This window comes from Variovorax sp. GW821-FHT09A10, assembly GCF_059418385.1.
Genome location: NZ_JBWKPT010000012.1, coordinates 49,462 through 71,974, shown reverse-complemented (window position 1 = coordinate 71,974; position 22,513 = coordinate 49,462). Strand labels below are relative to the sequence as shown.

Below are 22,513 nucleotides of genomic sequence, written 5' to 3'. Positions count from 1 at the left end.
TGATTACTTCTTGTCAGCCGGGGCCGAAGCCGGGCTGGCGGCGGGTGCCGCTGCGGCAGCAGACGCTGCCGGTGCCGCGGGTGCAGCCGCGCCGTTGGGCGCCGGCTTTTGCCACGGCACCGCCTTCACGGGCGTGCCGGGCGGCATCATCTGCAGGCGCTGGAAGCCGTCGACCATCACCTGTTCGCCGGCCTTCAGGCCGTCGAGCACCACCCACTGGTTGTCCTTGGCGGCGCTGATCTTCACGGTGCGCTGGCTCAGCTTGCCGTCGGCGCTGACCACCGTGAGGTGGTCACCCTGCTGGGTGCGCGTGACGGCCTGTTGCGGCACCGTGATCGCGTTCGTCACCTGGGCCTGCTCGAGCTTCACGCGCACGTACAGACCGGGCAGCAGCTCGCCCTTGGGGTTCGGGATCTCGGCGCGCAGCGTGACCTGGCCCGTGGTCGGGTCGACCGTGAGGTCGGAGAACAGCAGCTTGCCGTCCTGCCCGTAGTCGGTGCCGTCTTCCAGCACCACGCGGATGCTCGCGGCTTCTTCGCCGCTGGCACGCTTGTACTGGCCGGCGGCCACGGCGCGGCGCAGCTTGAGCACGTCGGAGGCCGACTGCGTGAAGTTCACGTACAGCGGGTTGATCTGCTGCACCACGGCCAGCTCGGTGGCGTCGCCCTGGCCGACCAGTGCGCCTTCGGTGATCAGCGCGCGGCCGATGCGGCCCGCGATGGGCGAGGTGACGTCGGCGTAGCCCTGGTTGATCTTGGCGGTCTGCAGCAGCGCGCGGTTGGCGGCCACGTCGGCTTCGGCCGTCTTGGCGGAGGCCACGGCCGTTGCATATTCCTGCTTGCTCACGGCGTTGGCTTCGACCAGCGGCTTGTAGCGGTCGGCCAGTGCCTTGGCCTGCACGGCGTTGGCTTCGGCGCGGGCCAGGGCGGCCTGGGCGTTCTGCGTGGCAGCCACCAGCGGTGCCGGGTCGATGCGGAACAGCAGCTGGCCGGCCTTCACGTCGCTGCCTTCGCGGAACTCGCGCTTGAGCAGGATGCCGGGGGTGCGGGCGCGCACCTGGGCGATGCGCGAGGCTTCGAGGCGGCCGGGCAGCTCGGTCACGAGGCCCACGTCGGTGGGCTTGACCGTCACCACGCCGACTTCAGGCGCCGGACGGGCGCCACCGCCACCGCCGCCCGGTCCGGCCGGGGCCTCGCCCTTGCCGCAGGCGGCCAGGAACAGGAGGGAGACGAGGGCCACGGTCGCGAGACGCGGCGAAAACGACAAGGACGGTTGACGCGAGACATGCAGAAGAGGCATGTGATTCCTTTGATGCGAAGACGGGAGATGGCGCGTTTGCGGGAGAGATCCGTAAACCAGCACGGGCAGGTGGGCCATCCGAGAAGCGCGCTAGTTTACATACATTCATGGATGTATAGTGACAGCCATGCAATGGCCCCACGATACGCAAAGGGCGTTCGCTTTACAAATCAGGAGACTTGGTGGCACGTCGTACGAAGGAAGAAGCACTGGCGACGCGGAATCGATTGCTCGATGCCGCGGAGCTGCTGTTTCAGGCGCAAGGTGTTTCGCAGACCACGCTGCAGCAGATCGCGCAGCAGGCCGGCGCGACACGCGGCGCCATCTACTGGCACTTCAAGGACAAGGCCGACCTGTTCAACGCCATGATGGAGCGCGTGATCCTGCCGCTGGAGACGCCGCCCAAGAGCGACGCTCCTGGAGGCAGCGACGATCCGCTGGTCGAGATCGAGGAGGGTCTGATCCACGCGCTGACGCTCATGGTCGCCGACCCGCAGGTGCGGCGCGTGTTCGACATCGCGACCCACAAGGTCGAGTACACACATGACATGGCCTCGGTGCAGCAGCGCCACCTGGACGCGCGCAACGCCTGCGTGATCGATTTCGAAAAGGCCCTGCGGCTGGCCGCGCGGCGCGCCCGCATCCGGCTACCGTTGCCGGGCGCGGTCGCGGCGCAGGGCATGCACGCCCTGATGGGCGGGCTGATCCAGAACTGGCTGCTCGACCCCACGGCCTTCGACCTCGTGTCGACCGGCCGGCGTACGTTCCGTGTCTACCTGGCCGGGCTCGGTTTCCCGCGCACGCCGGCCGGTGGCGTCCCGACGGCGCAGGACGCGGAAACCGCCGCGGCCTGATAGGCCATAATGTGTGGCTCCGGTGCATTCCGGAGCACCCCTCTCGCTGTATTTCAACGGATAGAATTCGGCCCTCCGAAGGCTGAGATCCAGGTTCGATTCCTGGCGGCGGGACCACCTTCAAGACCGGAAATTCCGCAAGGGCTTCCGGTTTTTTCACTTCTTCCCCGACCCGGCCCGGCCTTGCGCGACAAGGCCGATCCGGAGATCCGCGCGACCGGGCCGTGACACGCCGTTGCACCCTGTCACCCGGACGCACGCATGTAAAAATTCCCCGCATGATGGAGCTCTCCGAACTGGACGAAACCAGCCTCGCAGCACACGCCGCCGAATGGCGTCGGCGCGCGCTGCGCGGCGAGAAACAGGCCCGTGGCATCGCGCATGCCCTGGAGGCCGAGATGCGCCGCCGCTTCGGCGATTCGATGCCGCCGAGCCAGAGCGCCGACCTGGACACCCGCCCCCTGGCCCTGCGCCAGCCACCGCGTCCGTGGTGGAAGTTCTGGTGAGCCGGCCGCGCGCCTTCGCCGCCTGATCTGACATCCCTCGCAGCCGGTCATCGGTCGCAGCGCCCCGCCGGCCCTGACACCATGGCCGCATGGCATACCAACTTCATTACTGGCCCTCGATCCAGGGCCGCGGCGAATTCGTGCGGCTCGCACTCGAGGCCACGGGCGCCGACTACGTCGATGTCGCGCGGCTGCCCGCATCGCAAGGCGGTGGCGAGTCCGCGTTGGGCCGACGGCTCGGCGATCCCGACAACCCGCGCGCCGCGTTCGCACCGCCGTTCCTCATCGACGGCGACATCGTGGTCGGCCAGACCGCCGCGATCCTGCTGTACCTCGGTCCCAAGCTCGGACTGGCCGGCATCGGCGAATCCGACGGCCTGTGGACCCACCAGCTGCAACTCACCATCGCCGACGCGGTGGCCGAGGCGCACGACACCCACCATCCGATCTCGACCGGCGACTATTACGAAGACCAGCGTGATGCGGCCCTGCAGCGTGCGCGTGCCTTCCGCGAGGCGCGCATCCCGAAGTTCCTGAACTGGTTCGAGCAGGTGCTGCAGCGCAACCCTTCCGGCGACCTGCACCTGGTCGGCGACGTGCTGACCTATGCCGACCTGTCGCTGTTCCAGTTGGTGGATGGGTTGCAGTACGCCTTTCCGAAAGCCGCTGCGCGGGCGCTGGCCGATACGCCCGCGGTCGTGAAGCTGCACGCCAACATCCGGCGACGCCAGCGCGTGCACGATTACCTGCAGAGCCCGCGCCGCATCGCGTTCAACGAGGACGGGATCTTTCGGCGCTACGCCGAGCTGGACGGTTGAGGGCTACGCGCCGTCATCGTCGCCGGCTTCGTTACGGATGCGCAGCGCCAGCTCGTACAACGTGTTGCGCGGCGCACCGCTGATCTCGGCGGCCAGCTTCACGGCCGTCTTCACCGGCAGTTCCGCCAGCAGCAGGCGCAGCACGCGCTCGCCTTCCGCGCCGCCGTCGCCGCTCACCGCCACGGGGTGCAGCACCAATGCGAACTCGCCGCGCGTGCGGTCGCGGTCGGCGCCGAACCAGTCGGGCAGCGCGCTGGCGGCCACGGTGGCGATCTCTTCGAACTGCTTGGTGAGTTCGCGGCCCACGGTGATGCGGCGCTCGCCCAGCACGGCCAGGGCGCGGGCCAGGGTTTCGATGCGGTGCGGCGCTTCCAGCAGCACCACGGCGCGCGGCTCCTGCGCGAGGGCCTGCACGGCGGTGTCGCGCTCGCCGGCCTTGCTCGGCATGAAACCCGCGAACACGAAGGCGCTGCTGTTGTGCGCGTTGCTCTCGCTGCCGTCGGCCACGAGCCCGGCCGCGCTCACGAGCGTGACGACGCTGCTGGCGCCCGGCAGCGGCAGCACGCGCTGGCCGGCCGCGCGCGCGGCGGCGGCCAGGCGCGCGCCGGGGTCGCTCACGCCGGGTGTGCCGGCGTCGCTCACGTAGGCGATGCGCTCGCCCTGCGCGAGCCGCGCGACCACGGCCTGCGCGGCCTCGGCCTCGTTGTGCTGGTGCACCGCGAGCAGCCGTGCGCCGGGGCGGTCGATGCCGTAGGCGCGCAGCAGCGTCTGTGTGTGGCGCGTGTCCTCGCAGGCGATCACGTCCACCAGTTGCAGCACATGCAGCGCGCGCAGCGTGATGTCGGCAAGGTTGCCGATGGGCGTGGCGACGACATACAGCGTGCCCTGCGGATAATGCTGCGCGCCCGCGGCGTCGTGCGCGGCCGGCAGGGCGGCGCCGAAGGAAGCAGGGGCGAGTGAAGCCAAGGGGTTTCTCCGTAGGGCAGCGAAAACAAGAAACAGGGCAGGGAGCCATGACGACAAGCACCACGACGACGAAGCATCGCGGCGATGCGGCGGAAGACGCCGCGCTCGACCACCTGCGCCGGGCCGGCCTCGTGCCGGTCGCGCGCAATTATCGGACGCCGGGGCGCGGCGGCGGCGAGGTCGACCTGATCATGCGCGATCCGCGCGACGGCACGCTGGTGTTCGTCGAAGTGAGGCAGCGCAGCGCGGGCTCGCACGGCGGCGCGGGCGGCAGCATCACGGCGGGCAAGCAGCGGCGCATCGTGCTGGCCGCGCGGCACTACCTGGGCCGGTTGCGTGCATTGCCGCCGTGCCGTTTCGACGTGGTGCTGATCGAGGAGAAAATCACCTGGCTGAAAGCCGCCTTCGACGCCGGCTGACGCACCCGCCAGGGAACTGAAGCCTTGCTGAAGGCTCCACCACTCAAACGTCTTGTTTCACGACCCCCAGTTATCATCGCGCCCCATGCTCGAGCAACGGATTCAGCAGCACTTCATTGACAGTGCCGACCTCAAATACCAGACCGGCCCGGTCCTCAGCAAACCCATCTCTCAAGCGATGCAGGCCCTGCTGGCCTGCGTGACCAGCGGCGGCAAGGTGCTGGCCTGCGGGGCCGGCGTGTCGGGTTTGCTGGCCGCGCAGTTCGCCTCGAATTTCGTGGGCCGCTTCGAACGCGAGCGGCCCGAGCTGGGCGCCATCGCGCTGCCCGGCGACACCACCGACCCGGCGGCCGACAGCCCGCAGGCCGCGGATGCCGACCGCTTCGCGCGCCAGGTGCGCGCGCTCGGCCAGGCCGGCGACGTGCTGCTGGTGCTCAGCGCCAGCGGGCATTCGTCCGCGGTGCTGGCCGCCGTGCTCGCCGCGCATGAGCGCGACATGACGGTGGTGGCGCTGCTCGGCAACGCGGCCACGGGGCTGGCAACGGCGGCGCCCGGCGTCGGCGGCACGGGCGGCACAGGTGGCACCATCGGCCGCGCGCTGCGCGAAACCGACGTCCAGATCAGCGTGCCGCACGAGCGTGCGGCGCGCATTCACGAAATCCACCTGCTCGCGCTGCATTGCCTGTGCGACGGTGTGGATGCCCAGTTACTCGGAGAACAGGAAGTTTCCTCATGACCATGACGACCCTGACCAAGGCCTCGACCCAACGTTTCGCTCTGGCGCTCACCCTCGGCGCCGCTCTGGTGGGCGGCCTGTCCGCCTGCGTGCCGCTCGTCGTGGGCGGCGCCGCGGTGGTGGGCGTGGGCATGGTGGCGACCGACCGCCGCAGCTCGGGCGCCCAGCTGGACGACCAGGGCATCGAGCTGCGTGCCGCGGCCCGCGTGCGCGACATCGCCAACGACAACATGTACGTGAGCGTCACCAGCTTCAACCGCCAGGTGCTGCTGACCGGCGCCGTCGGCAACGACGCCGACCGCCGCCGCGTCGAGGACGAAGTGAGCCGCGTGGTCAACGTGCGCTCGGTGGTGAACGAGCTCACCATCGGCGCCCCGAGCACCTTCCAGGACCGCTCGAACGACCTGTACGTCACCGGCAAGGTGAAGGCCTCGCTGCTCGACGCCAAGGACATCTTCGCCAACTCCTTCAAGGTCGTGACCGAGCGCGGCACGGTCTACCTGATGGGCATCGCCACGCGCCGCGAGACCGACCGTGCCACCGAGATCACGCGCGGCGTGACCGGCGTGGCGAAGGTCGTGCGCGTGGTCGAGGTGGTGAGCGAGGCCGACCTCGCAGCAAGCCAGGCGGCCAACCAGGCCGCGGCACAGCGTGGCGGCACGGGCCCGGCACCGGTGAGCAACGCGACGCCGTCGACGCCGGGTGCTGCCTCGGGTTCGCGTGTGCCGCTGCCGCCGATGGAGCCGCTGCCGGCGCCGTCCGGTGGTGCGACCACCGCGCCGGTCCGCTGAAACAGAAAAGCCCGCTTCCGCGGGCTTTTTTCATTTGAGTCGAATGATCAGGCTCGAGGTGTCCCATCGCCTGCCGCCGGCCTGCTGCACGTCGGCATAGAACTGGTCGACCAGCGCCGTCACCGGCACGCGCGCGCCGTTGCGCTTGGCTTCGTCGAGCACCAGGCCCAGGTCCTTGCGCATCCAGTCGACGGCAAAGCCGTAGTCGAACTTGCCGGCGATCATGGTCTTGCCGCGGTTGTCCATCTGCCAGCTCTGGGCCGCGCCCTTGCCGATGACGCCCAGCACGGCTTCCATGTCGAGGCCGGCGCGCTGGCCAAAAGCGATGGCCTCCGACAGGCCCTGCACCAGCCCCGCGATGGCGATCTGGTTGACCATCTTCGCGAGCTGGCCCGCGCCGCTCTCGCCCAGCAGCGTGACCGCGCGCGAGAAGGCCATCGCGACCGGCTTGATGCGCTCGAACACCGCCGCGTCGCCGCCACACATGACGGTGAGCGCGCCGTTCTGCGCGCCCGCCTGGCCGCCCGACACGGGCGCGTCGATGAAGTGCAGGCCGCGCGCCAGCGCCGCCTTCGACAGTTCGCGCGCCACGTCGGCCGAGGCCGTGGTGTGGTCGACCAGCACGGCGCCGGGCTTCATGCCGGCCAGGGCGCCGTCGTCGCCGAGCACCACCGAGCGCAGGTCGTCGTCGTTGCCGACGCAGCAGAACACGATGTCCGCGCCAGCCGCGGCTTCGCGCGGCGTGGGGGCGTGGCGGCCGGGCGCGCCGAACTCGGCGACCCAGGCCTGCGACTTGGCGGGCGTGCGGTTGTAGACCGTGACCGTGTGGCCGGCCTTGGCCAGGTGCCCGGCCATGGGCCCGCCCATGACGCCGAGGCCGAGGAAGGCCACCGTCTGGGCGGGAACGGATTCGTAGGTGCGGGGGTTGATGCTGCTCATGGCCGACAGCTTAAAGCCAAAGAAAGAACGCCGGCGCGCCCCAGGGACGCACCGGCGGGGCGGCCTCAGACGATCGCGAAGTGCTCGGTGCCGGCCGCCAGGTCGGAGCTGCGCGCGCGCTGGCTGTTGAGCTTGATCTGCAGGCGCAGGTCGTTGGCCGAGTCGGCGTTGCGGATCGCTTCTTCGAAGTTGATCGCGTTGCCCTCGAACAGGTCGAACAGCGCCTGGTCGAAGGTCTGCATGCCCAGGTTGCGGCTCTTCTTCATGATCTCCTTGATCTCACCCACCTCGCCCTTGAAGATCAGGTCGGAGATCAGCGGCGTGTTCAGCAGGATCTCGACCGCCGCCACGCGGCCCTGGCCGTCCTCGGTAGGCACCAGCCGCTGCGACACCAGCGAGCGCAGGTTCAGCGACAGGTCCATCAGCAGTTGCGCGCGGCGCTCTTCGGGGAAGAAGTTGATGATGCGGTCCAGCGCCTGGTTGGCGCTGTTGGCGTGCAGCGTGGCCATGCACAGGTGGCCGGTCTCGGCGAAGGCCACGGCATGTTCCATGGTCTCGCGGTCGCGGATTTCACCCATCAGGATCACGTCGGGCGCCTGGCGCAGCGTGTTCTTCAGCGCCGCTTCCCAGCTGTCGGTGTCGATGCCCACTTCGCGCTGCGTCACCACGCAGTTCTTGTGCGGGTGCACGAACTCGACCGGGTCCTCCACCGTGACGATGTGGCCGTAGGAGTTCTCGTTGCGCCAGTCGATCATCGCGGCCAGCGTGGTCGACTTGCCCGAACCCGTGGCGCCCACCAGGATGGTGAGGCCGCGCTTGGTCATCGCCACGTCCTTCAGCACCTGCGGCATGCCCAGTCCGTCGATGGTCGGCAGCTTGGCGGGAATGGTCCGCAGCACCATGCCGACCTTGCCCTGCTGCACGAACGCGTTGACGCGAAAGCGGCCGATGCCGGTGGGCGAGATCGCGAAGTTGCACTCCTTGGTGCGCTCGAACTCGGCCGTCTGGCGGTCGTTCATGATCGAGCGCGTGAGCGCCAGCGTGTGCTGCGCGCCCAGCGCCTGTTGCGACACCTTGGTGACCTTGCCGTCGACCTTGATGGCCGGCGGGAAGTCGGCGGTGATGAACAGGTCGCTGCCGTTGCGGCTCACCATGAGCTTGAGCAGGTCGTTGATGAACTGGCTGGCTTGATCGCGTTCCATGAGAGCGCTCCTTGATGTCTAGATTGAATCTGCAGGCGGCCGACCGCCGGGCCGCCCCAAGGCGGCCGCGCCTCCCCCTTGGGGGGTGGAGTTACACGAAGCGCAGCGAAGTGAAAAGCCGGGGGGCCTCATGACTAGCCGGGGAAGTTTTCTGGGATCTTGGCCTTGCCGCGCGCTTCGGCGGCAGAGATCGTATTGCGGCGCACCAGCTCTGTCAGGTTCTGGTCGAGCGTCTGCATGCCCGAGCCCTGGCCGGTCTGGATGGTGGAGTACATCTGCGCGACCTTGGCCTCGCGGATCAGGTTGCGGATGGCCGGCGTGCCCAGCATGATCTCGTGCGCCGCCACGCGGCCCTGGCCGTCCTTGGTCTTGCACAGCGTCTGCGAGATCACGGCCTGCAACGATTCGGACAGCATCGCGCGGATCATTTCTTTTTCTTCGCCCGGGAACACGTCGATGATCCGGTCGATGGTCTTGGCGGCCGACGAGGTGTGCAGCGTGCCGAACACCAGGTGGCCGGTTTCGGCCGCGGTCATCGCGAGGCGGATCGTTTCGAGGTCGCGCAACTCGCCCACCAGGATGGCGTCCGGGTCTTCGCGCAGCGCGGAGCGCAGTGCGTTCGAGAACGACAGCGTCATCGGCCCCACTTCGCGCTGGTTGATCAGGCACTTCTTCGATTCGTGCACGAACTCGATCGGGTCTTCCACCGTGAGGATGTGGCCGTACTCGTTCTCGTTGAGGTAGTTGACCATCGCCGCCAGCGTGGTCGACTTGCCCGAGCCCGTGGGGCCCGTCACCAGCACCAGCCCGCGCGGCTTGAGCGCGAGTTCGCCGAAAATCTTCGGGGCGTTGAGCTGCTCGAGCGTGAGGATCTTCGAAGGAATGGTCCGGAACACCGCAGCCGCGCCGCGTGCCTGGTTGAAGGCGTTCACGCGAAAGCGCGCGAGGCCGTCGATCTCGAACGAGAAGTCGACCTCCAGGAACTCTTCGTAGTGCTTGCGGTGCGTGTCGCTCATGATGTCGTACACCATGGCGTGCACCGCCTTGTGGTCCAGTGCATCGACGTTGATGCGGCGCACGTCGCCGTTCACGCGGATCATCGGCGGCAGGCCGGCCGACAGGTGCAGGTCGGAGGCTTTGTTCTTGACGCTGAACGCCAGCAGTTGGGTGATGTCCACGGGGCTCCTCAGGCAGGCTTTAGTGACGTTTTGATACGAATTCGGAAGATTATGACGATGATTGGCGACGACCTCCAGCAAGTAAGGGCCCGGATCGACAAGGCCTGTGCAGACGCCGGGCGCGACCCGTCGGCGGTGCGCCTGCTGGCGGTGTCCAAGACCTTCGGGCCGCAGGCGGTGCGCGAGGCGCACGCGGCGGGCCAGGCGGCGTTCGGCGAGAACTACGTGCAGGAGGGCCTGGACAAGATCGCCGCGCTGGCCGACCTGCGCGCGGGGCTCGAATGGCACTGCATCGGCCCTCTGCAGAGCAACAAGACGCGGCCCGTGGCCGAGCAGTTCGACTGGGTCCACAGCATCGACCGCCTGAAGATCGCCGAGCGTCTGTCGGCGCAGCGGCCGGCCCACCTGCCGCCGCTGCAGGTGTGCCTGCAGGTCAACGTGGACGGCGGCGCGAACAAGTCCGGCGTGCCGCCGGAAGAAGCCCTGGCGCTGGCACGCGCTGTGGCGGCCTTGCCACAGCTGCAGCTGCGCGGGCTCATGGCGATCCCCGAACCGGCGGCGGATTTCGCGGCGCAGCGCGAACTGTGCCTGCGTGCGCACGCGGTGTTCGAGGCGATCCGCGCAGAGGGCATCGCGCTGGACACGCTCTCGCTGGGCATGAGCGCCGACCTCGAAGCGGCGGTCAGCGCCGGCAGCACGATGGTGCGGGTCGGGACGGCGATCTTCGGCGGCAGGGCGCGCAAGCCGGCCTGAAGCCGCCGGCAGCCCGCCAGCCTATTCCGGCTTCAAGGCGAGCCCGCGCGCGACGGCGCCCCAGCGTCGAACTTCGCCCTGCATGAACTCGGCCAACTCGGGCCGGGACGAGGAGAAGCGCAGCACGATGCCCAGCGACGAAAGCTTGTCCTTCACACCGGGATGGGCCATGACCGTCGACACCTGCAAGCGCAGCTTCTCCAGCATGTCCGCGTTGGCCTGCGCCGGCGCCACCAGGGCCCACCACTGGTCGATCTCCATGTCGCGCACACCGAGTTCCTTCAGCGTGGGCACGTTCGCCAGCAGGGGGATGCGGCTCGCGGACGTGACGGCGAGGGCGCGCAGCTTGCCCGATTGGTAGAGCGACGCCCCGGCTGCCAGCGACGAGAAGTGCCCGGCGACGATGCCGCCTGCGACATCGACCAGCGCCGGCGCGGAGCCCTTGTAAGGCACGAGGGTGAACTTCAATCCGCTGCGCGCGGCGAGCAATTCGGACGACAGGTGGCTGATGGTCCCGGCGCCGCTGTGGGCCAGCGCGAGCGGCGGCTCGCTCCTGGCGCGTGCCACGAAACTCGCGAAGTCGGTGGGTGCCCCGGAATTGGCACTGGTGAAGAGAACGAGGGGCGTCGTGCCCAGCAGCGTGACGGGGGCGAAGTCGCGCAGGAGGTCATAGGGAAGCTTCGCCGTCACCGCGGGTGCGATGGCGTGCGGTAACTCAACGATCAGCAGGCTGTTCCCGTCGGGGGGCGCCTTGGCGACCGAATCGGTGCCGATCTGCCCGGCCGCGCCCGGCCTGTTGTCGACGAGCACGGTGCGGCCCATGGTTTCCGACAGCCGCTGCGCCAGCACCCGTGCGATGGCGTCGGTGCTGCCGCCCGGCGCCCAGGGCACCACGATCTTGATCGGCGCGGCCTGGGCGCTCGCTTGGCCCGCGAGGCCGGTGGCAAGCAGCGCGAGGACGGCCTGGCGTCGGGAAGGATGCAGCGTCATGCGGGGACTCCGTGGGAGGGTTCGAACAAGGAAGGGGTGGTGGCCGGGTCCGGCCACGCCGGGTCGCGCGTGGCATTGGCGGTCAGCACCAGGCACACATGTGAGGACGGGTCGATGCGCTGCGTGGCGACGAGTTGCTGTGCGGCAGCCAGGGTCGCGGCCGCGCAAAGCTCGGGCTGGCTGCCCACGGCCTGCCAGCTGACCCTGGCCCGCCGGGCCGTCGCATCGTCGATCGCCACCGCGCCGCCCCCCGTTGCGGTGACGGCCTGATGCTGCAGCCAGGTGGTCGTGGCGCCGGCGGTCGAGAACTGGACGGTCTGGCCGGGGTGGGAGGCGTGCAGCGAGGCGCCGTTCAAGACCAGGGAGAGACGGGGAAACGGCTCCACGGCCCACAGCTGCGGCATGGCCTGGAGGTGTCCCGCGGCTTGCAGTTCCGACAGGCCGCGATAGATCCCCCAGAGCAGATCGCCGCGTGCCGTCGGCACCACGATGTGGTCAGGCAACGCGCTCCATGCAGCCATTTCGGCCGCGATCGTCTTGTAGCCCTCGATGGCAAGCGGTGCACCGCCTAGGGCGGGCAGGTGATAGTTGGTCAACGGCAGGACGCCCGCGTCACCGGCGCGGCGGGCCACGTGGTCCCAGCGTCCCTGGTTGTCCGGGAAGACGAAGCGCACGGCCCCCTGCGCTTCCAGCGCGTCGACATAAGGTTGCGGCATGTCGGCGTATGTCGCGACTTCGCAGCGCAGGCCGGCGGCGCGCGCGTAGACCGCTGCGGAGAGGGCCGCGTTGCCGCTCGAGGCCAGCGCCAGCGTGTCGGCGCCGGCCAGCAGCGCGTGCGCCACGCCGAAGGCCGACATGCGGTCCTTGTGCGAGCCCGAGGGGTTGCCGCTTTCGTCGTGCACCGTGAGCTGCGCGACGCCCAGGGCCTGGGCGAACGCCGGCAGCGAGCGCGAGGTCCCGGCCAGTGTCTGCTGCGCGAAACCGAGAAAGGGCAGCGAGATGCCCTGGCCAGGAGCGCCCGCATAGGAGGCGGCCAGGCTCACATGGCGGCCGTCGGTGGCGCACTTCGCGCAGCCATCGTGGCGCAGTGAGACGGGATAGAGCGTTCCGCACGAGAGGCAGCGCAGCCCCTCGAGAGCGGGGTTCCAGCGCAAGCCGCTGCGATGCGCGGGCTGCAAGTCTTGGGGGGCGGGAAAAGGCATGCGGGCAGTCTAGGCAGCGCACCGCAGCGCGGCCAGCCAGCGGGCCTTAGGGTATATAAGTTGGCCTTATGACCCGCCAGACCCCTTCCGCCCCGGCCCCCGACTGGACACCCACGTTGCGCCAGCTCGAAGTGCTGCGGGCCGTGGTGCAACTGGGCTCGCTGAGCCGGGCGGCGCAGGCGCTGCACGTCAGCCAGCCGTCGGTGACGCAGACGCTGTCGCAGCTGCAGCGCGACTGCGGTGTCGAGCTGCTCACCCGGCGTCATGGCCGCGTTGCCGCAACGGCGGCCGCGCAGGCTCTGGTGGGCGACATCGACGAGGTGTTCGGCGCCATGGAGCGCGTCGGCGCGCGCCTCGATGCATTGCGCTCGCCGGCGAAGGGCGAACTGACGGTGGCATGCCTGCATGCGCTGGCCACCGCGGTGCTGCCGGAAGCGGTGGGACAGTTCAGGCAGAGCTTTCCCACGATCCGCCTCACCTTGATGGTGGAGAGTTCACGCAGCATTCGCGATGCGCTGTTGGCGGGGAAGGCGGACTTCGCGGTGCTCAGCGACGAGGTCGACCTGGCCGGGCTGACGGCCTCGAGCTTCTACGAGGTGCCCGCGGTCTGCGCCATGCCGGTCAGCCATCGCCTGGCGCGGCGAGCGGTTCTGGCCCCGGCCGACCTGGCGGGCGAAGCCGTCATCGCGCTTTCTCCGCCGGCCCCCGCATGCGCCGAGATGAGGCGCAGCTTCGTCGAAGCCGGCGTGCCTTGGCAGCCCGCGATCAGCACGCCCTACAGCCTCACGCAGTGCGAACTGGCGCTGGCCGGCGCGGGCATCGCGATCACGAATCCCATCGTGGCGCACAAGTTCCACAACCAGGGCCTGGCCAGCGTGCCTTTCGAACCGGCGCTCATGTTCCGTGCCTGCCTGGCTTTCGGGACGACCTACCGCGCCAGCCGCGCGAGCCAGGCCTTCATCGGGCTGCTGCGCTCGAACACCTTCAAGCGCATCGGCGTGTGAACGCGTGGGCGCATCGCCACCCGATGTGCCAGCGTCCATCGGGCCTTCACGAGGAGCGAAGAAAGAACAGCAGGCTCATCGTCAGCCCCGTGGCGACGATGCCCGCGCGCAGCCAGGCCGGCGGCAGGCGCCGCGCGCCGCGTGCGCCCAGGTAGCCGCCGAGCAGTGCGGCGCCGGCCATGATCGCGGCCTCGCGCCAGGCGATGAGGCCGCCCCAGGCATAGAGGGCGACCGCGATCAGCGTGAGCAGCGCCGACACCTGGTTCTTGAGCCCGTTGGCGGCCAGCAGGCGGGTCTGTCCGAGCAGGCCGAACAGCGCGAGCAGCAGGATGCCCAGCCCGCCATTGAAGTAGCCGCCATAGACCGTGACGGCGAGCACCGAGACCCTCGCGACCGCCGGACTGCGCGCGCCCGCCTGCCGCGAGGCCGTGAGCCGCGGCGCCAGCACGAACAGCAGCGTGGCCAGCAGCAGCAGCCACGGCACGACACGGCGGAAGGTGTGGTCGGGCGTGATCAGCAGCAGCGCGGCGCCCGTGCTGCCGCCCAGCAGCGAAAGCAGCACCAGCGCCTTCATGGACAGTCCGGGCGGCGGTTGGGTGTCGCCGCGAAAGCCCCAAGCCGCCGACAGGTAGCCGGGCAGCAGCGCCAGCGTGCCCGTGGCGTTGGCGCTCACGGCCGGCACGCCCGCGAACACCAGGGCTGGCAGGGTCAGGAAGCTGCCGCCGCCGGCCACCGCGTTCAGGGTGCCCGCCGCGAAGGCGGCGGCGATCAACGTCGCATCGACAAGCATCGTGCGACCCTCAGGCGAAGCGGCAGGCTTCTTCGAACGCGAGCCTCGGGTGGCGCTCGAACAGCTTGGCGGGGTCGCCGTGGCCGAGGTTGCACAGGAAGTTGGTGCGCACCGAGGTGCCGTGCCAGAAGGCGGCGTCCATGCCGTCCGCGTCGAAGCCTGACATCGGCCCGCAGTCCAGACCGATGGCGCGGGCTGCGAGCATGAAGTAGGCCGCCTGCAGGCTCGCGTTGCGAAAGGCCGTGCGCATCGCGTGCGCCTCCTTGTCGGGCCCCGTGAAGTCGTCCTGCATCGACGGCCGGTGCGGAAAGAGCCGTGGCAGCTCGCGGTAGAAGGCCGTGTCGAAACCGAGGATCGCGGTGACGGGCGCCGTCATCGTCTTGTCGACGTTGCCGGGCGAGAGCAGCGGCCGCAGGCGTTCGCGGCCTTCGTCGGTGCGCACGAAGACCACGCGCATCGGCGAGCAGTTGGCCGAGGTCGGCCCCCACTTCACGAGCTCGTGGATCTGGCGCAGCTGCGCCTCGCTGACCGGGCGGGGCAGCCAGCCGTTGTGCGAGCGGGCCTGGCGAAAGAGGGTGTCGAGGGCGCTGTCTGGAATCATGGGGAAGGTGTGTCGTCGAAAGACCGCATCAGGCGAAGCGCCGCGATGGCGACGGTGCCGTCGGCCTGCGTCAACGCGTCGAGGATCGAGAAGTGATCGTGGCCGGGGCAATCGATGTGGCCGGCGTGCACGTCGTGCCACTGGCGCCGGATGATCCCGCATTGTTCGTGAAAGCCGGCGTTCTCCTCGCTGCCCAGCGCGGTGAGCACGGGCGCGGCAGAGATCGGTCGCAACAGGGCCGGGCTCAGGGCCGCCGCGCTGTGCGGCGTGAAGCGCGTGGCCTCCATCACCGACGGCACGTCGAGCAGCGGGCGCAGGTCGTACAACGCGCTGATGCAGACGGCGGCTTTCACCTCGGGTTCGGTAGCCAGCAGCATCGCCGCCAAGTGCCCGCCGGCCGAATGCCCGCAGGCGAACAGGCGTGCCGGCGGGGCATCCCATTGCGCGTGGTGCGACGCGAGCCATGCGGCCGCACGGCGAACCTGCGCGACGATGGTCTCCACGTCCACCGCCGGGCACAGCGCGTAGTTGACGACCGCGACCGCGTAGCCGGCCGCGGTGAAAGGCGGCGCGACCAGCGAGGCGTCCGACTTGTCGAGCGAGCGCCAGTAGCCGCCGTGGATGTACATCAGCGTGCCGCGCGGGCGGCCCTCGGGCAGGAACAGGTCGAGGCGCTCGGCCGCGTGCGGCCCGTAGGCGATGTCGAGCCGCGCGCGGGCGCGCTCGCGCGCTGCGGCGGACGTGCGTGCCCAGCCGTCGAAGATGTCCTGGTAGTGCGGGACGGCCAGGCGCGCGTTGTAGCGGCGCTCGCCGTCGCCGGCCGTGGGGTTCGGCGGCATGGCGGGTTACGCGCTGGCGCCGATGCGCTCGACCACGGCCCGCAGGTCGGCGCGCACCTTATCCGGCAGCGCCGCGACGGGCGGGCGCGTCGGCCCGGCGCTGCGGCCCGCGAGCGTCATCGCTTCCTTGATGACGACCGGGAACGAACCCCAGGCCCAGGCCGCGCGCAGCGGCGCGAAGATGTTCGACACGCGCAGCGCCTCGTCGTGGCGGCCGGTGCGCAGCGCGTCGTACATGCGCACCATGAGCTCGGGGAACACGTTGGCGGCGGGCGAGATGGTGCCCTGCGCGCCGTGGAACATCATCGACAGCGCGATGGTGTCGCGACCCGAGAACAGCAGCGCGGGGCGCGGTGCGGTCAGCAGGTACTCGATGGACTGCGTGAGGTCGCCGCCCGAGTCCTTCATGCCCACGATGTTGTCGGCTGCCTGCATGCAGCGCGCGAGCGTGGCGGGCAGCACGTTGACGGCAGTGCGCGGCGGGTTGTTGTAGAGCATCACCGGCAGCTTCGTCGCGCGCGCCACGGCGGTGTAGTGGGCCACCAGTTCGTCCTGCGTGGGCTGCACGAAGTACGGCGTGATCACCAGCGCCAGGTCTGCGCCCAGGGCTTCGGCGGCCTGCGTGAGCGCGATGGCGTCGCGCGTGGTGGCGCCGCCGGTGCCGGCATACAGCGGCACGCGGCCGTCGATGGCGCGCATCGACAGCTCCAGCAGGCGGATGTGCTCGTCGCGCTCCAGGGCAAAGAACTCGCCCTGGCTGCCGGCGACGGAAATGCCGTGCACGCCGGCGCGGATGTAGCTGTCGATCAGCTCGCCGACGCGGGCTTCGTCGAGCCGGTGGTCGGCGGTGAAAGGCGTGGCCGTGGCGGGCACCACACCGTGGAATTTCGAGAGGTTCAAGGCAGAGAGCTCCGGAAGAAGAACGAAGAGGGGGCGACGGGCGGCGTCAGTCGACGCCCATCAGGTGGCCCAGCTGCACCACGTAGTGGCCGAAGGCGGCCGCTTCCTTGGTGGTGCGCGGGTCGCGCGGGCGCGGCAGGTCGATGCGAATGTCCTCGACGATGCGTCCCGGCCGCTCGGACATCACGAGCACGCGGTCCGAAAGAAAGACGGCCTCCGAGATGCTGTGGGTGATGAGGATCACCGTCTGGCGCATCTCCTGCCACAGCCGCAGCAGCTCGACGTTGAGCTGGTCGCGCGTGAGCGCGTCGAGCGCCCCGAAGGGCTCGTCGAGCAGCAGCACCTGGGGCCGCATCACGAGGATCTGCCCCAGCGCGGCGCGCTGGCGCATGCCGCCCGAGAGTTCGTGCGGGTAGTTGCGGCGGAACTTCTCCAGCTTGAGGATCGGCAGCAGCGCTTCCACGCGTTCGTCGATGTCCTTCTTCGGCAGCTTGCGCACTTCGGCCGCGAGGCGGATGTTGGCTTCCACGGTTTCCCACGGCAGCATGTTGTGGGTCTGGAACACCACGCCCACGTCGTCGGACATCCGCGTCTGCAGGTGGTCGAGCACACGCACCTCGCCGCCCGTGTCGGGCTGGATCAGCCCGGCCACGATGCGCAGCAGGGTGCTCTTGCCGCAGCCGCTGGGCCCCAGGATCGAGACGAACTCGCCGCGCTGCACCGTGAAGTCGACCTGCTCCAGCGCGCGCACGCTGTGGCGCGCGTCGAAGGTCTTGGCGACGCGGCTGACGCCGATCGCCGTGTCGATGGCTCCGGGGGCGCGCACCGGCGCCTCGCCGGTGGCCACGGTCCCAGGCTTCACTTGCGAGCCCCCACCCAGCCGCCTTCGGAGATGTCGAAGACCACGCCGTCGAGGTCGCGGAATTTCATCTCGTAGTACAGGCTCTTCTTGTCGTGCGGCAGGTCCATGAAGAAGGTGCCGCCGTGGTCCTCGATGGCCTTGCGCTGCGCGTCCAGGTCGTCGACCCAGAAGCCGAAGTGGTGCGTGCCGATCCAGTCCTTGCCCTTTTCAAGGCCTGCCGCCTCGTCGGTCTTGTAGTTCAGCAGCGCCAGGCAGATAGTGCCGTCCGTGAGGTACACGCCGTCGGCGATGGGCGAGTGCGTGGGTTCGACGATGGTGAGGTCGAAGACCTCGCTGTAGAACTTGGCCGCCTTCTGGGGATCGGGAACGGCAAGGGCGATGTGACGCAGTTTGGCCATGGGAATGTCTCCTGAGTTGAAATCTTTGGAAAAAGGCGAAAGAGAAAAGGAAGGGGCTCAGAGCCCGCGCCACCAGATGCGCTTGGCGGCCAGCTCGACCAACAGGTACAGCAGGCCGGCGACCACCGAGATCACCACCAGCGCGGCGAACAGGTAGTCGGTGCGCGCGTTGGCATTGGCCTCGAGGATGAGGTGGCCGAGCCCGCGCTCGGAGCCGACGAACTCGCCCACGATCGCGCCGATCACGGCCAGCGGCATGGCCGAGCGCAGCCCGTCCATGATCGACGGCAGGGCCGAAGGCACGTAGAGGCGGCGGAAGGTGGTCCACGACGAAGCGCGGATGGCGCGAAAGTGCTCCACCAGGTGCGCCGGCGTGCCCGCCAGTCCGCCCATCGTGGCGATCACCACCGGGAAGAAGGCGAAGAGAAAGGCCATCAGCACCTTCGAGGTGTCGCCGTAGCCGAACCAGATCACCATGAGCGGTGCCAGCGCGATCTTGGGCAGGCCCTGGAACACCACGATGAGCGGGTACAGCGCGCGCCGCACCACCGGGATGGCGTGGATCGCGAGCCCGAGCAGCACGCCGCCGACGGCCGCCAGCGCGAAGCCGGCCAGCACCTCCTGCGTCGTGACCCACGACTGCACGAGCAGCGCCATGCGGTTCGTCCACAGGCTGTCGAGCACCTGCGACAGCGGCGGCAGCAGGTAGCGCTTGATGCCGAACACGTCGACCGATTTTTCCCACAGCAGGCCCAGTGCGAGGAACAGCAGGGCGGGGTCGGTGAAGCTGCGCCACGATTCGGCGCGCGAGGAAGGGGCGGGGTGCATGTGTCTTGTCTCCGGATCTTTTTTATGTGTGGTGTCTTGTCTTGTCGCGTGGTGGGCGTTCAGCGCTTCGGGTCGTCGCTGTCTTCGTCCCGGGCCGTGCGCGGGCCCCACTCGGGTGGCGGCACCACGAACCGGTCGAAGTGCCACTGGTCGAAGGCCGCGAGGTCGTTCTTCCAGACGCGGGGCGTGTAGGGCTGCGCGGGCGTGATCTGCACCATCTCCGCGTAGAACTCGCAGTAGTTGCCGTCGGGGTCCTTGAACACGAGGAACAGGTTCTCGCCGGGCCCGTGCTTGCCGATGCCGCGCACGATGTCGATGCCCTGCGCCTGCAGGTAGCGCGCGGCGTCCTCGATCTCGGCCAGCGAGCCGAGCTGGTAGGCGAAGTGCTCCAGCCCGGGCCGCCCCGGCGTGTAGGTGGCCGCATGCTGCGGATCGCCGGGCGCAATCTGCGCCAGCGCCAGGTCGTGGTGGTCGTTCCCGCAGCGCAGGAAGGCCATCTGGTCCTCGATGTGGTCGGACACTTCCAGCCCGACGATCTCGGTGTAGAAGCGCACGGAGGCCTTGAGGTCGCGCACGTTGAGCACGACGTGCCCGAGGCGCTGGGGACGGGGGCGTTGAACCATCGGTGTTGCTCCCGCGCTCATGGTGCGAGCAGGTCGTTGCTGTACGCGTCCTGCGGCTTCACCTTGCCGCCCAGGCCGAAGGCCTTGTCGACGAACTGCACGGTGGCGCGCATGCGGTCTTCGCGCAGGTGGCCCAGCCCCTTGGCCTTGGCTGCCGGGTCGACCAGCAGGTCGTTCATGTCCTTGATCTGCGCCAGCGCCACGGCGCGGTCGGTGGTGGGAAACATCTTCACCATGAGATCGGCCGCCTGCTCGGGGTTGGCCATGGCGAACTCGTAGCCGCGGTACGACGCGCGCAGGAACTTCTTCACCACCTCGGGGCGCTTCCTGATCAGGTCTTCGCTGGCCGCGAAGCCGCTGCCGTAGGCGTCCAGTCCGAAGTCGCTGTATTCGATCCAGCCCAGCGTCACGCCCGCGGCCTGGGCCTGCTTCTGGGTGACGGCGCGGTTGCTCCCACGCCAGCACTCGGCCAGGTCGACCTTGCCTTCGATCAGCGAGGCGTCGACCACGGCGGGGTCCATGCGCAGCAGGCGGATGCTGTCCTTGGGCTGGCGGTTCAGCTCCAGCCAGGCGGGCACGACGTTGTGCACCGGCGAGGCCGAGCCGCCGCCCAGGCGCAGGCCCTTCATGTCGGCGGGCGTCTTCGGCTGGTGGCGCTTGATGTCGAAGCAGATGCCCGCGGGCCAGCGCGTGTTGATGGCGCCGATCATGCGGATCTTGCCGCCGTTGGCGCGGTTGAGCACCAGGCTGATCGGGTCGACATAGCCGAACTCGAACTGGCCCTGGTCCAGCTCGTTGGCGGTGCGGTTGCCGCCGTAGCCGCGCACGATGGCGGTGTCCAGGCCCAGCTCGCGGAAGTAGCCCTGCGCCTGCGCGACGATCACGCCCACCGAGCTGCCCTGCGGCAGCCAGGCCATGTTGTAGGTGACCTTCTCCTGGGCGAACGCGGGGGCCGCGCCGGCCAGCAGCGCGCTGCAGGCGAGGCCGGTCAGTGCGCGCGCGAGCGCGGCGAATCCTCTGCGGGTGGGTTGCATGTCGTTGTCTCCATACCTTGTTGTGATGCGAAAGAACGGGGCCGTGGCCCCGCCGCGGCGACGCTCAGACGCGCTCTGCCTGCACTTGATTGGCCAGCCGTCCGATGCCCTCGATGCTCGCCACCAGCCGGTCACCCGCCTTCAGGTAGATACCCCGACCCATGCCCACGCCGGTCGGCGTGCCGGTGGCGATCACGTCGCCGGGTTCGAGCGTGACGATGGTCGACAGGTAGGCGATCTGCTCGCGCACCGTCCAGATCATGTTGGCCGTGCTGTCCTGTTGCATGGGTTCGTCGTTCACGTCCAGGCGCATCTGCACGGCCTGCGGGTCGGGGATCTGCCAGGCGGGCACCAGCCACGGGCCGATGGGGGCGAAGGTGTCGTGGCACTTGCCCTGGAACCAGTCGTGCTTGAACGGGTAGTCGCCGCGGATGTTGAGGTCGCGCGCCGAGATGTCGTTGACGATCGTGTAGCAGGCCACGGCGTCCAGCGCGTCCTCGACCGAGATGCGGCGGCAGCGCTTGCCGATCACGGCGGCGAGTTCGACCTCCCAGTCGAGCTTGCTGGTCTCGGGCGGCATCTGGATCGTCTCGCCGTTGCCGATCACCGTGTTCGAGAGCTTCAGGAACATGTACGGCTTGCTCTGCGACTTGGCCGCCAGCACGGTGCCCATCTCGTTGGCGTGCGAGGCGTAGTTCGAGGCGGCGCAGAAGATGCGGCTCGGCACGAAGGGCGCAGCCACGGCCGCGGCGCCGTCGGCCACCGGCCGGATGGCGCTCGAGGCGGCCAGCGCGGCGGCGATGGGCGTGGCGTCGCGCAGCCAGGCCTGGGCGTTCGCCCAGTCGCCCAGCATGGCTTCGACGCCTTGCGTGACCCAGGCTTCGGGCAGCGGCGGCAGGCCGGCCGCGCGGGCCGCCTCCAGGTCGTACAGCTGGTCGTCCAGCACCAGGGCGGGGGCAAGCCCGCCGGCGCGGCGGTAAGTGGCGAGCGCGATCCAGGACATTCGATTGACTCCTCTTTTGTAGGTGGGTTGGAATCCGCGACAGGTGTTTTGCATTCAGTGTCTGCGAATTGTGTGCAATTTTATGTTTTGGTGTTCACGAACGTCAAGGGCTTGTCGCGGCGTGACTGAAACGGGCGTGCGCACGCACGCCGCGGCCGGCCTGCGCCGGGAACGGCGGGCCGGGGCGGGCAGCGGAAACGGGAGGGAGGAAGAGGGCGCGGCAGCCGCGTCAGGCGGCGGCGCTGGACGACGGGGTGCGGGAGGCGCTGCCGTCGAAGTGCTGCAGCACGTTCATCGCCGAGTTGGCCGCATGGCTGTGCATGGCGGCGGCGGCGGCGTCACCGTCGTGCGCCAGCAGGGCGGCAACGAGGGCTTCGTGCTCGACATGGGAATGCTGCAGGCGGTTTTCCGTCGTGAAGAAGCCTTGCGAGCGGAAGGGGGCCAGGCGCTGGCGCAGGCTCAGTGCGAGGTCCTGCAGTGTCTTGTTGCGGGCGCCGGCGTAGATCAGCGCGTGGAATTCCTCGTTCAGCGCGGCGTACGCTTTCGCGTCGCCCTCGGCGGCGGCGCGCCCGGCTTGCTGGTGAACGAACTCGATGCGCTTGCGCTCCGACGGCGCGGCGCGCAGCGCGCACAGCTTGGCGCACAGGGCTTCCAGTTCGCCGGAGGCTTCGAAGAGGCCGTCCAGGTCGGCGGGGGCCATCGTCGCCACCGAGAAGCCCCGGCGCGGCAGGTGCTCGATCAGCCGGGTCGAGGCGAGCTGGCGCAGCGCATCGCGCACCGGGCTGCGCGAGACGCCGAAGCGCGTCGCGATCGTCTGTTCGTCCAGGCGCTCGCCCGGTTGGAAACGGCGCAGCACGATTTCCTCGGCCAGGCGGTCCGAGATGGTCTGGGACAGCGTTTTTCCAGGCTCGTTTTCCATGGTTTGCTTCTTCGGGGGGCGTGCCGCCCACGTGGCGTGGGACGACATATTGTCGACAA

The 22,513-nt window shown here is 69.3% G+C and carries 26 protein-coding genes and 1 tRNA gene; 9 read left to right on the top strand and 18 right to left on the bottom strand.

All coding sequences use genetic code 11. From position 1 onward, the window contains the following. Positions 1 to 3 precede the first annotated feature (3 nt). A complete protein-coding gene (locus AC07Q9_RS28915; protein ID WP_495312663.1) occupies positions 4 to 1,299 on the bottom strand; it encodes an efflux RND transporter periplasmic adaptor subunit in 1,296 nt (431 codons plus the stop codon). A 179-nt stretch (positions 1,300 to 1,478) separates the two neighbouring features. Here AC07Q9_RS28915 and AC07Q9_RS28910 point away from each other — a divergent pair, with 179 nt between their 5' ends. From AC07Q9_RS28910 to AC07Q9_RS28895, 4 genes are all read left to right on the top strand, one after another. After that, entirely contained in the window at positions 1,479 to 2,153 is a 675-nt protein-coding gene (locus tag AC07Q9_RS28910; RefSeq protein ID WP_495312662.1) for a TetR family transcriptional regulator, read from the top strand. A gap of 42 nt (positions 2,154 to 2,195) precedes the next feature. After that, positions 2,196 to 2,270, top strand: a tRNA-Arg gene (locus AC07Q9_RS28905). 161 nt (positions 2,271 to 2,431) lie between these two features. Then, on the top strand, positions 2,432 to 2,659 hold the full coding sequence (locus AC07Q9_RS28900; RefSeq protein WP_307588173.1) for a hypothetical protein: 228 nt from the start codon (positions 2,432 to 2,434) through the stop codon (positions 2,657 to 2,659). Between the two features lie 89 nt (positions 2,660 to 2,748). Continuing rightward, complete coding sequence (locus AC07Q9_RS28895; protein WP_495312661.1) at positions 2,749 to 3,477, top strand: glutathione S-transferase; 729 nt, start codon at positions 2,749 to 2,751, stop codon at positions 3,475 to 3,477. A gap of 3 nt (positions 3,478 to 3,480) precedes the next feature. Here AC07Q9_RS28895 and rsmI read toward each other — a convergent pair whose 3' ends face one another. Further along, the gene (gene rsmI, locus AC07Q9_RS28890) at positions 3,481 to 4,443 is read right to left on the bottom strand and encodes a 16S rRNA (cytidine(1402)-2'-O)-methyltransferase (protein ID WP_495312660.1); all 963 of its coding nucleotides are present in this window, start codon (positions 4,441 to 4,443) and stop codon (positions 3,481 to 3,483) included. Positions 4,444 to 4,490: 47 nt separating this feature from the next. Here rsmI and AC07Q9_RS28885 point away from each other — a divergent pair, with 47 nt between their 5' ends. The 3 genes from AC07Q9_RS28885 to AC07Q9_RS28875 all read left to right on the top strand — a co-directional run bounded on the left by AC07Q9_RS28885 (position 4,491) and on the right by AC07Q9_RS28875 (position 6,389). After that, positions 4,491 to 4,862, top strand: a complete 372-nt coding sequence (locus tag AC07Q9_RS28885; RefSeq protein ID WP_095746991.1) for a YraN family protein — start codon at positions 4,491 to 4,493, stop codon at positions 4,860 to 4,862. Positions 4,863 to 4,947: 85 nt separating this feature from the next. Further along, entirely contained in the window at positions 4,948 to 5,598 is a 651-nt protein-coding gene (locus AC07Q9_RS28880) for an SIS domain-containing protein (protein ID WP_489062089.1), read from the top strand. After that, entirely contained in the window at positions 5,595 to 6,389 is a 795-nt protein-coding gene (locus AC07Q9_RS28875; RefSeq protein WP_492682987.1) for a BON domain-containing protein, read from the top strand. The genes AC07Q9_RS28880 and AC07Q9_RS28875 overlap by 4 nt, the downstream gene beginning before the upstream one ends. A gap of 30 nt (positions 6,390 to 6,419) precedes the next feature. Here the strand turns inward: AC07Q9_RS28875 and AC07Q9_RS28870 are convergent, their stop codons facing one another. From AC07Q9_RS28870 to AC07Q9_RS28860, 3 genes are all read right to left on the bottom strand, one after another. Then, positions 6,420 to 7,328 carry an NAD(P)-dependent oxidoreductase gene (locus AC07Q9_RS28870; RefSeq protein ID WP_319357697.1) on the bottom strand — a complete coding sequence of 303 codons (909 nt, stop codon included), beginning with the start codon at positions 7,326 to 7,328 and terminating at the stop codon, positions 6,420 to 6,422. Between the two features lie 65 nt (positions 7,329 to 7,393). Further along, entirely contained in the window at positions 7,394 to 8,530 is a 1,137-nt protein-coding gene (locus AC07Q9_RS28865) for a PilT/PilU family type 4a pilus ATPase (RefSeq protein WP_489062094.1), read from the bottom strand. Positions 8,531 to 8,664: 134 nt separating this feature from the next. After that, positions 8,665 to 9,708 carry a type IV pilus twitching motility protein PilT gene (locus AC07Q9_RS28860; RefSeq protein ID WP_056576373.1) on the bottom strand — a complete coding sequence of 348 codons (1,044 nt, stop codon included), beginning with the start codon at positions 9,706 to 9,708 and terminating at the stop codon, positions 8,665 to 8,667. Between the two features lie 51 nt (positions 9,709 to 9,759). On the opposite strand from AC07Q9_RS28860, the gene AC07Q9_RS28855 reads away from it, so the two are divergent. Continuing rightward, on the top strand, positions 9,760 to 10,461 hold the full coding sequence (locus tag AC07Q9_RS28855; RefSeq protein ID WP_495312659.1) for a YggS family pyridoxal phosphate-dependent enzyme: 702 nt from the start codon (positions 9,760 to 9,762) through the stop codon (positions 10,459 to 10,461). Between the two features lie 21 nt (positions 10,462 to 10,482). On the opposite strand, the gene AC07Q9_RS28850 is transcribed toward AC07Q9_RS28855, so the two are convergent. Together AC07Q9_RS28850 and AC07Q9_RS28845 are read right to left on the bottom strand one after the other, a co-directional pair. Further along, the gene (locus AC07Q9_RS28850; RefSeq protein ID WP_495312658.1) at positions 10,483 to 11,451 is read right to left on the bottom strand and encodes a Bug family tripartite tricarboxylate transporter substrate binding protein; all 969 of its coding nucleotides are present in this window, start codon (positions 11,449 to 11,451) and stop codon (positions 10,483 to 10,485) included. Continuing rightward, positions 11,448 to 12,653 (bottom strand): pyridoxal-phosphate dependent enzyme, encoded by a 1,206-nt coding sequence (locus AC07Q9_RS28845; RefSeq protein ID WP_495312657.1) that lies wholly within the window; start codon positions 12,651 to 12,653, stop codon positions 11,448 to 11,450. Before AC07Q9_RS28845 ends, AC07Q9_RS28850 begins: the two co-directional genes overlap by 4 nt. 68 nt (positions 12,654 to 12,721) lie before the next feature. Between AC07Q9_RS28845 and AC07Q9_RS28840 the strand changes: the two genes are divergently transcribed. Beyond that, positions 12,722 to 13,657, top strand: a complete 936-nt coding sequence (locus tag AC07Q9_RS28840) for a LysR substrate-binding domain-containing protein (protein WP_495312656.1) — start codon at positions 12,722 to 12,724, stop codon at positions 13,655 to 13,657. Positions 13,658 to 13,703: 46 nt separating this feature from the next. Here AC07Q9_RS28840 and AC07Q9_RS28835 read toward each other — a convergent pair whose 3' ends face one another. The 11 genes from AC07Q9_RS28835 to AC07Q9_RS28785 form a co-directional block, all read right to left on the bottom strand. Further along, positions 13,704 to 14,447 carry a sulfite exporter TauE/SafE family protein gene (locus AC07Q9_RS28835; protein ID WP_495312655.1) on the bottom strand — a complete coding sequence of 248 codons (744 nt, stop codon included), beginning with the start codon at positions 14,445 to 14,447 and terminating at the stop codon, positions 13,704 to 13,706. Positions 14,448 to 14,457: 10 nt separating this feature from the next. Beyond that, positions 14,458 to 15,048, bottom strand: a complete 591-nt coding sequence (locus AC07Q9_RS28830) for a malonic semialdehyde reductase (protein WP_095950090.1) — start codon at positions 15,046 to 15,048, stop codon at positions 14,458 to 14,460. Next, positions 15,045 to 15,887 (bottom strand): alpha/beta hydrolase, encoded by an 843-nt coding sequence (locus tag AC07Q9_RS28825; protein ID WP_495312654.1) that lies wholly within the window; start codon positions 15,885 to 15,887, stop codon positions 15,045 to 15,047. Before AC07Q9_RS28825 ends, AC07Q9_RS28830 begins: the two co-directional genes overlap by 4 nt. A 6-nt stretch (positions 15,888 to 15,893) precedes the next feature. Then, positions 15,894 to 16,787 carry a 4-hydroxy-tetrahydrodipicolinate synthase gene (dapA, locus tag AC07Q9_RS28820; RefSeq protein WP_495312653.1) on the bottom strand — a complete coding sequence of 298 codons (894 nt, stop codon included), beginning with the start codon at positions 16,785 to 16,787 and terminating at the stop codon, positions 15,894 to 15,896. A gap of 46 nt (positions 16,788 to 16,833) precedes the next feature. Beyond that, entirely contained in the window at positions 16,834 to 17,649 is an 816-nt protein-coding gene (locus AC07Q9_RS28815) for an ABC transporter ATP-binding protein (RefSeq protein WP_495312652.1), read from the bottom strand. Beyond that, entirely contained in the window at positions 17,646 to 18,047 is a 402-nt protein-coding gene (locus AC07Q9_RS28810; protein ID WP_070063818.1) for a VOC family protein, read from the bottom strand. The genes AC07Q9_RS28815 and AC07Q9_RS28810 overlap by 4 nt, the downstream gene beginning before the upstream one ends. 57 nt (positions 18,048 to 18,104) lie before the next feature. After that, positions 18,105 to 18,875 carry an ABC transporter permease gene (locus AC07Q9_RS28805; protein ID WP_495312651.1) on the bottom strand — a complete coding sequence of 257 codons (771 nt, stop codon included), beginning with the start codon at positions 18,873 to 18,875 and terminating at the stop codon, positions 18,105 to 18,107. Between the two features lie 59 nt (positions 18,876 to 18,934). After that, positions 18,935 to 19,498: a VOC family protein gene (locus AC07Q9_RS28800; RefSeq protein ID WP_495312650.1), complete on the bottom strand. Its 564-nt coding sequence runs from the start codon at positions 19,496 to 19,498 to the stop codon at positions 18,935 to 18,937. A 17-nt stretch (positions 19,499 to 19,515) separates the two neighbouring features. Beyond that, the gene (locus tag AC07Q9_RS28795) at positions 19,516 to 20,532 is read right to left on the bottom strand and encodes an ABC transporter substrate-binding protein (RefSeq protein WP_495312649.1); all 1,017 of its coding nucleotides are present in this window, start codon (positions 20,530 to 20,532) and stop codon (positions 19,516 to 19,518) included. Between the two features lie 64 nt (positions 20,533 to 20,596). Further along, on the bottom strand, positions 20,597 to 21,535 hold the full coding sequence (locus AC07Q9_RS28790) for a fumarylacetoacetate hydrolase family protein (RefSeq protein WP_495312648.1): 939 nt from the start codon (positions 21,533 to 21,535) through the stop codon (positions 20,597 to 20,599). A 229-nt stretch (positions 21,536 to 21,764) separates the two neighbouring features. Then, positions 21,765 to 22,454 carry a GntR family transcriptional regulator gene (locus tag AC07Q9_RS28785; RefSeq protein WP_099793338.1) on the bottom strand — a complete coding sequence of 230 codons (690 nt, stop codon included), beginning with the start codon at positions 22,452 to 22,454 and terminating at the stop codon, positions 21,765 to 21,767. Between the last annotated feature and the right edge of the window lie 59 nt (positions 22,455 to 22,513).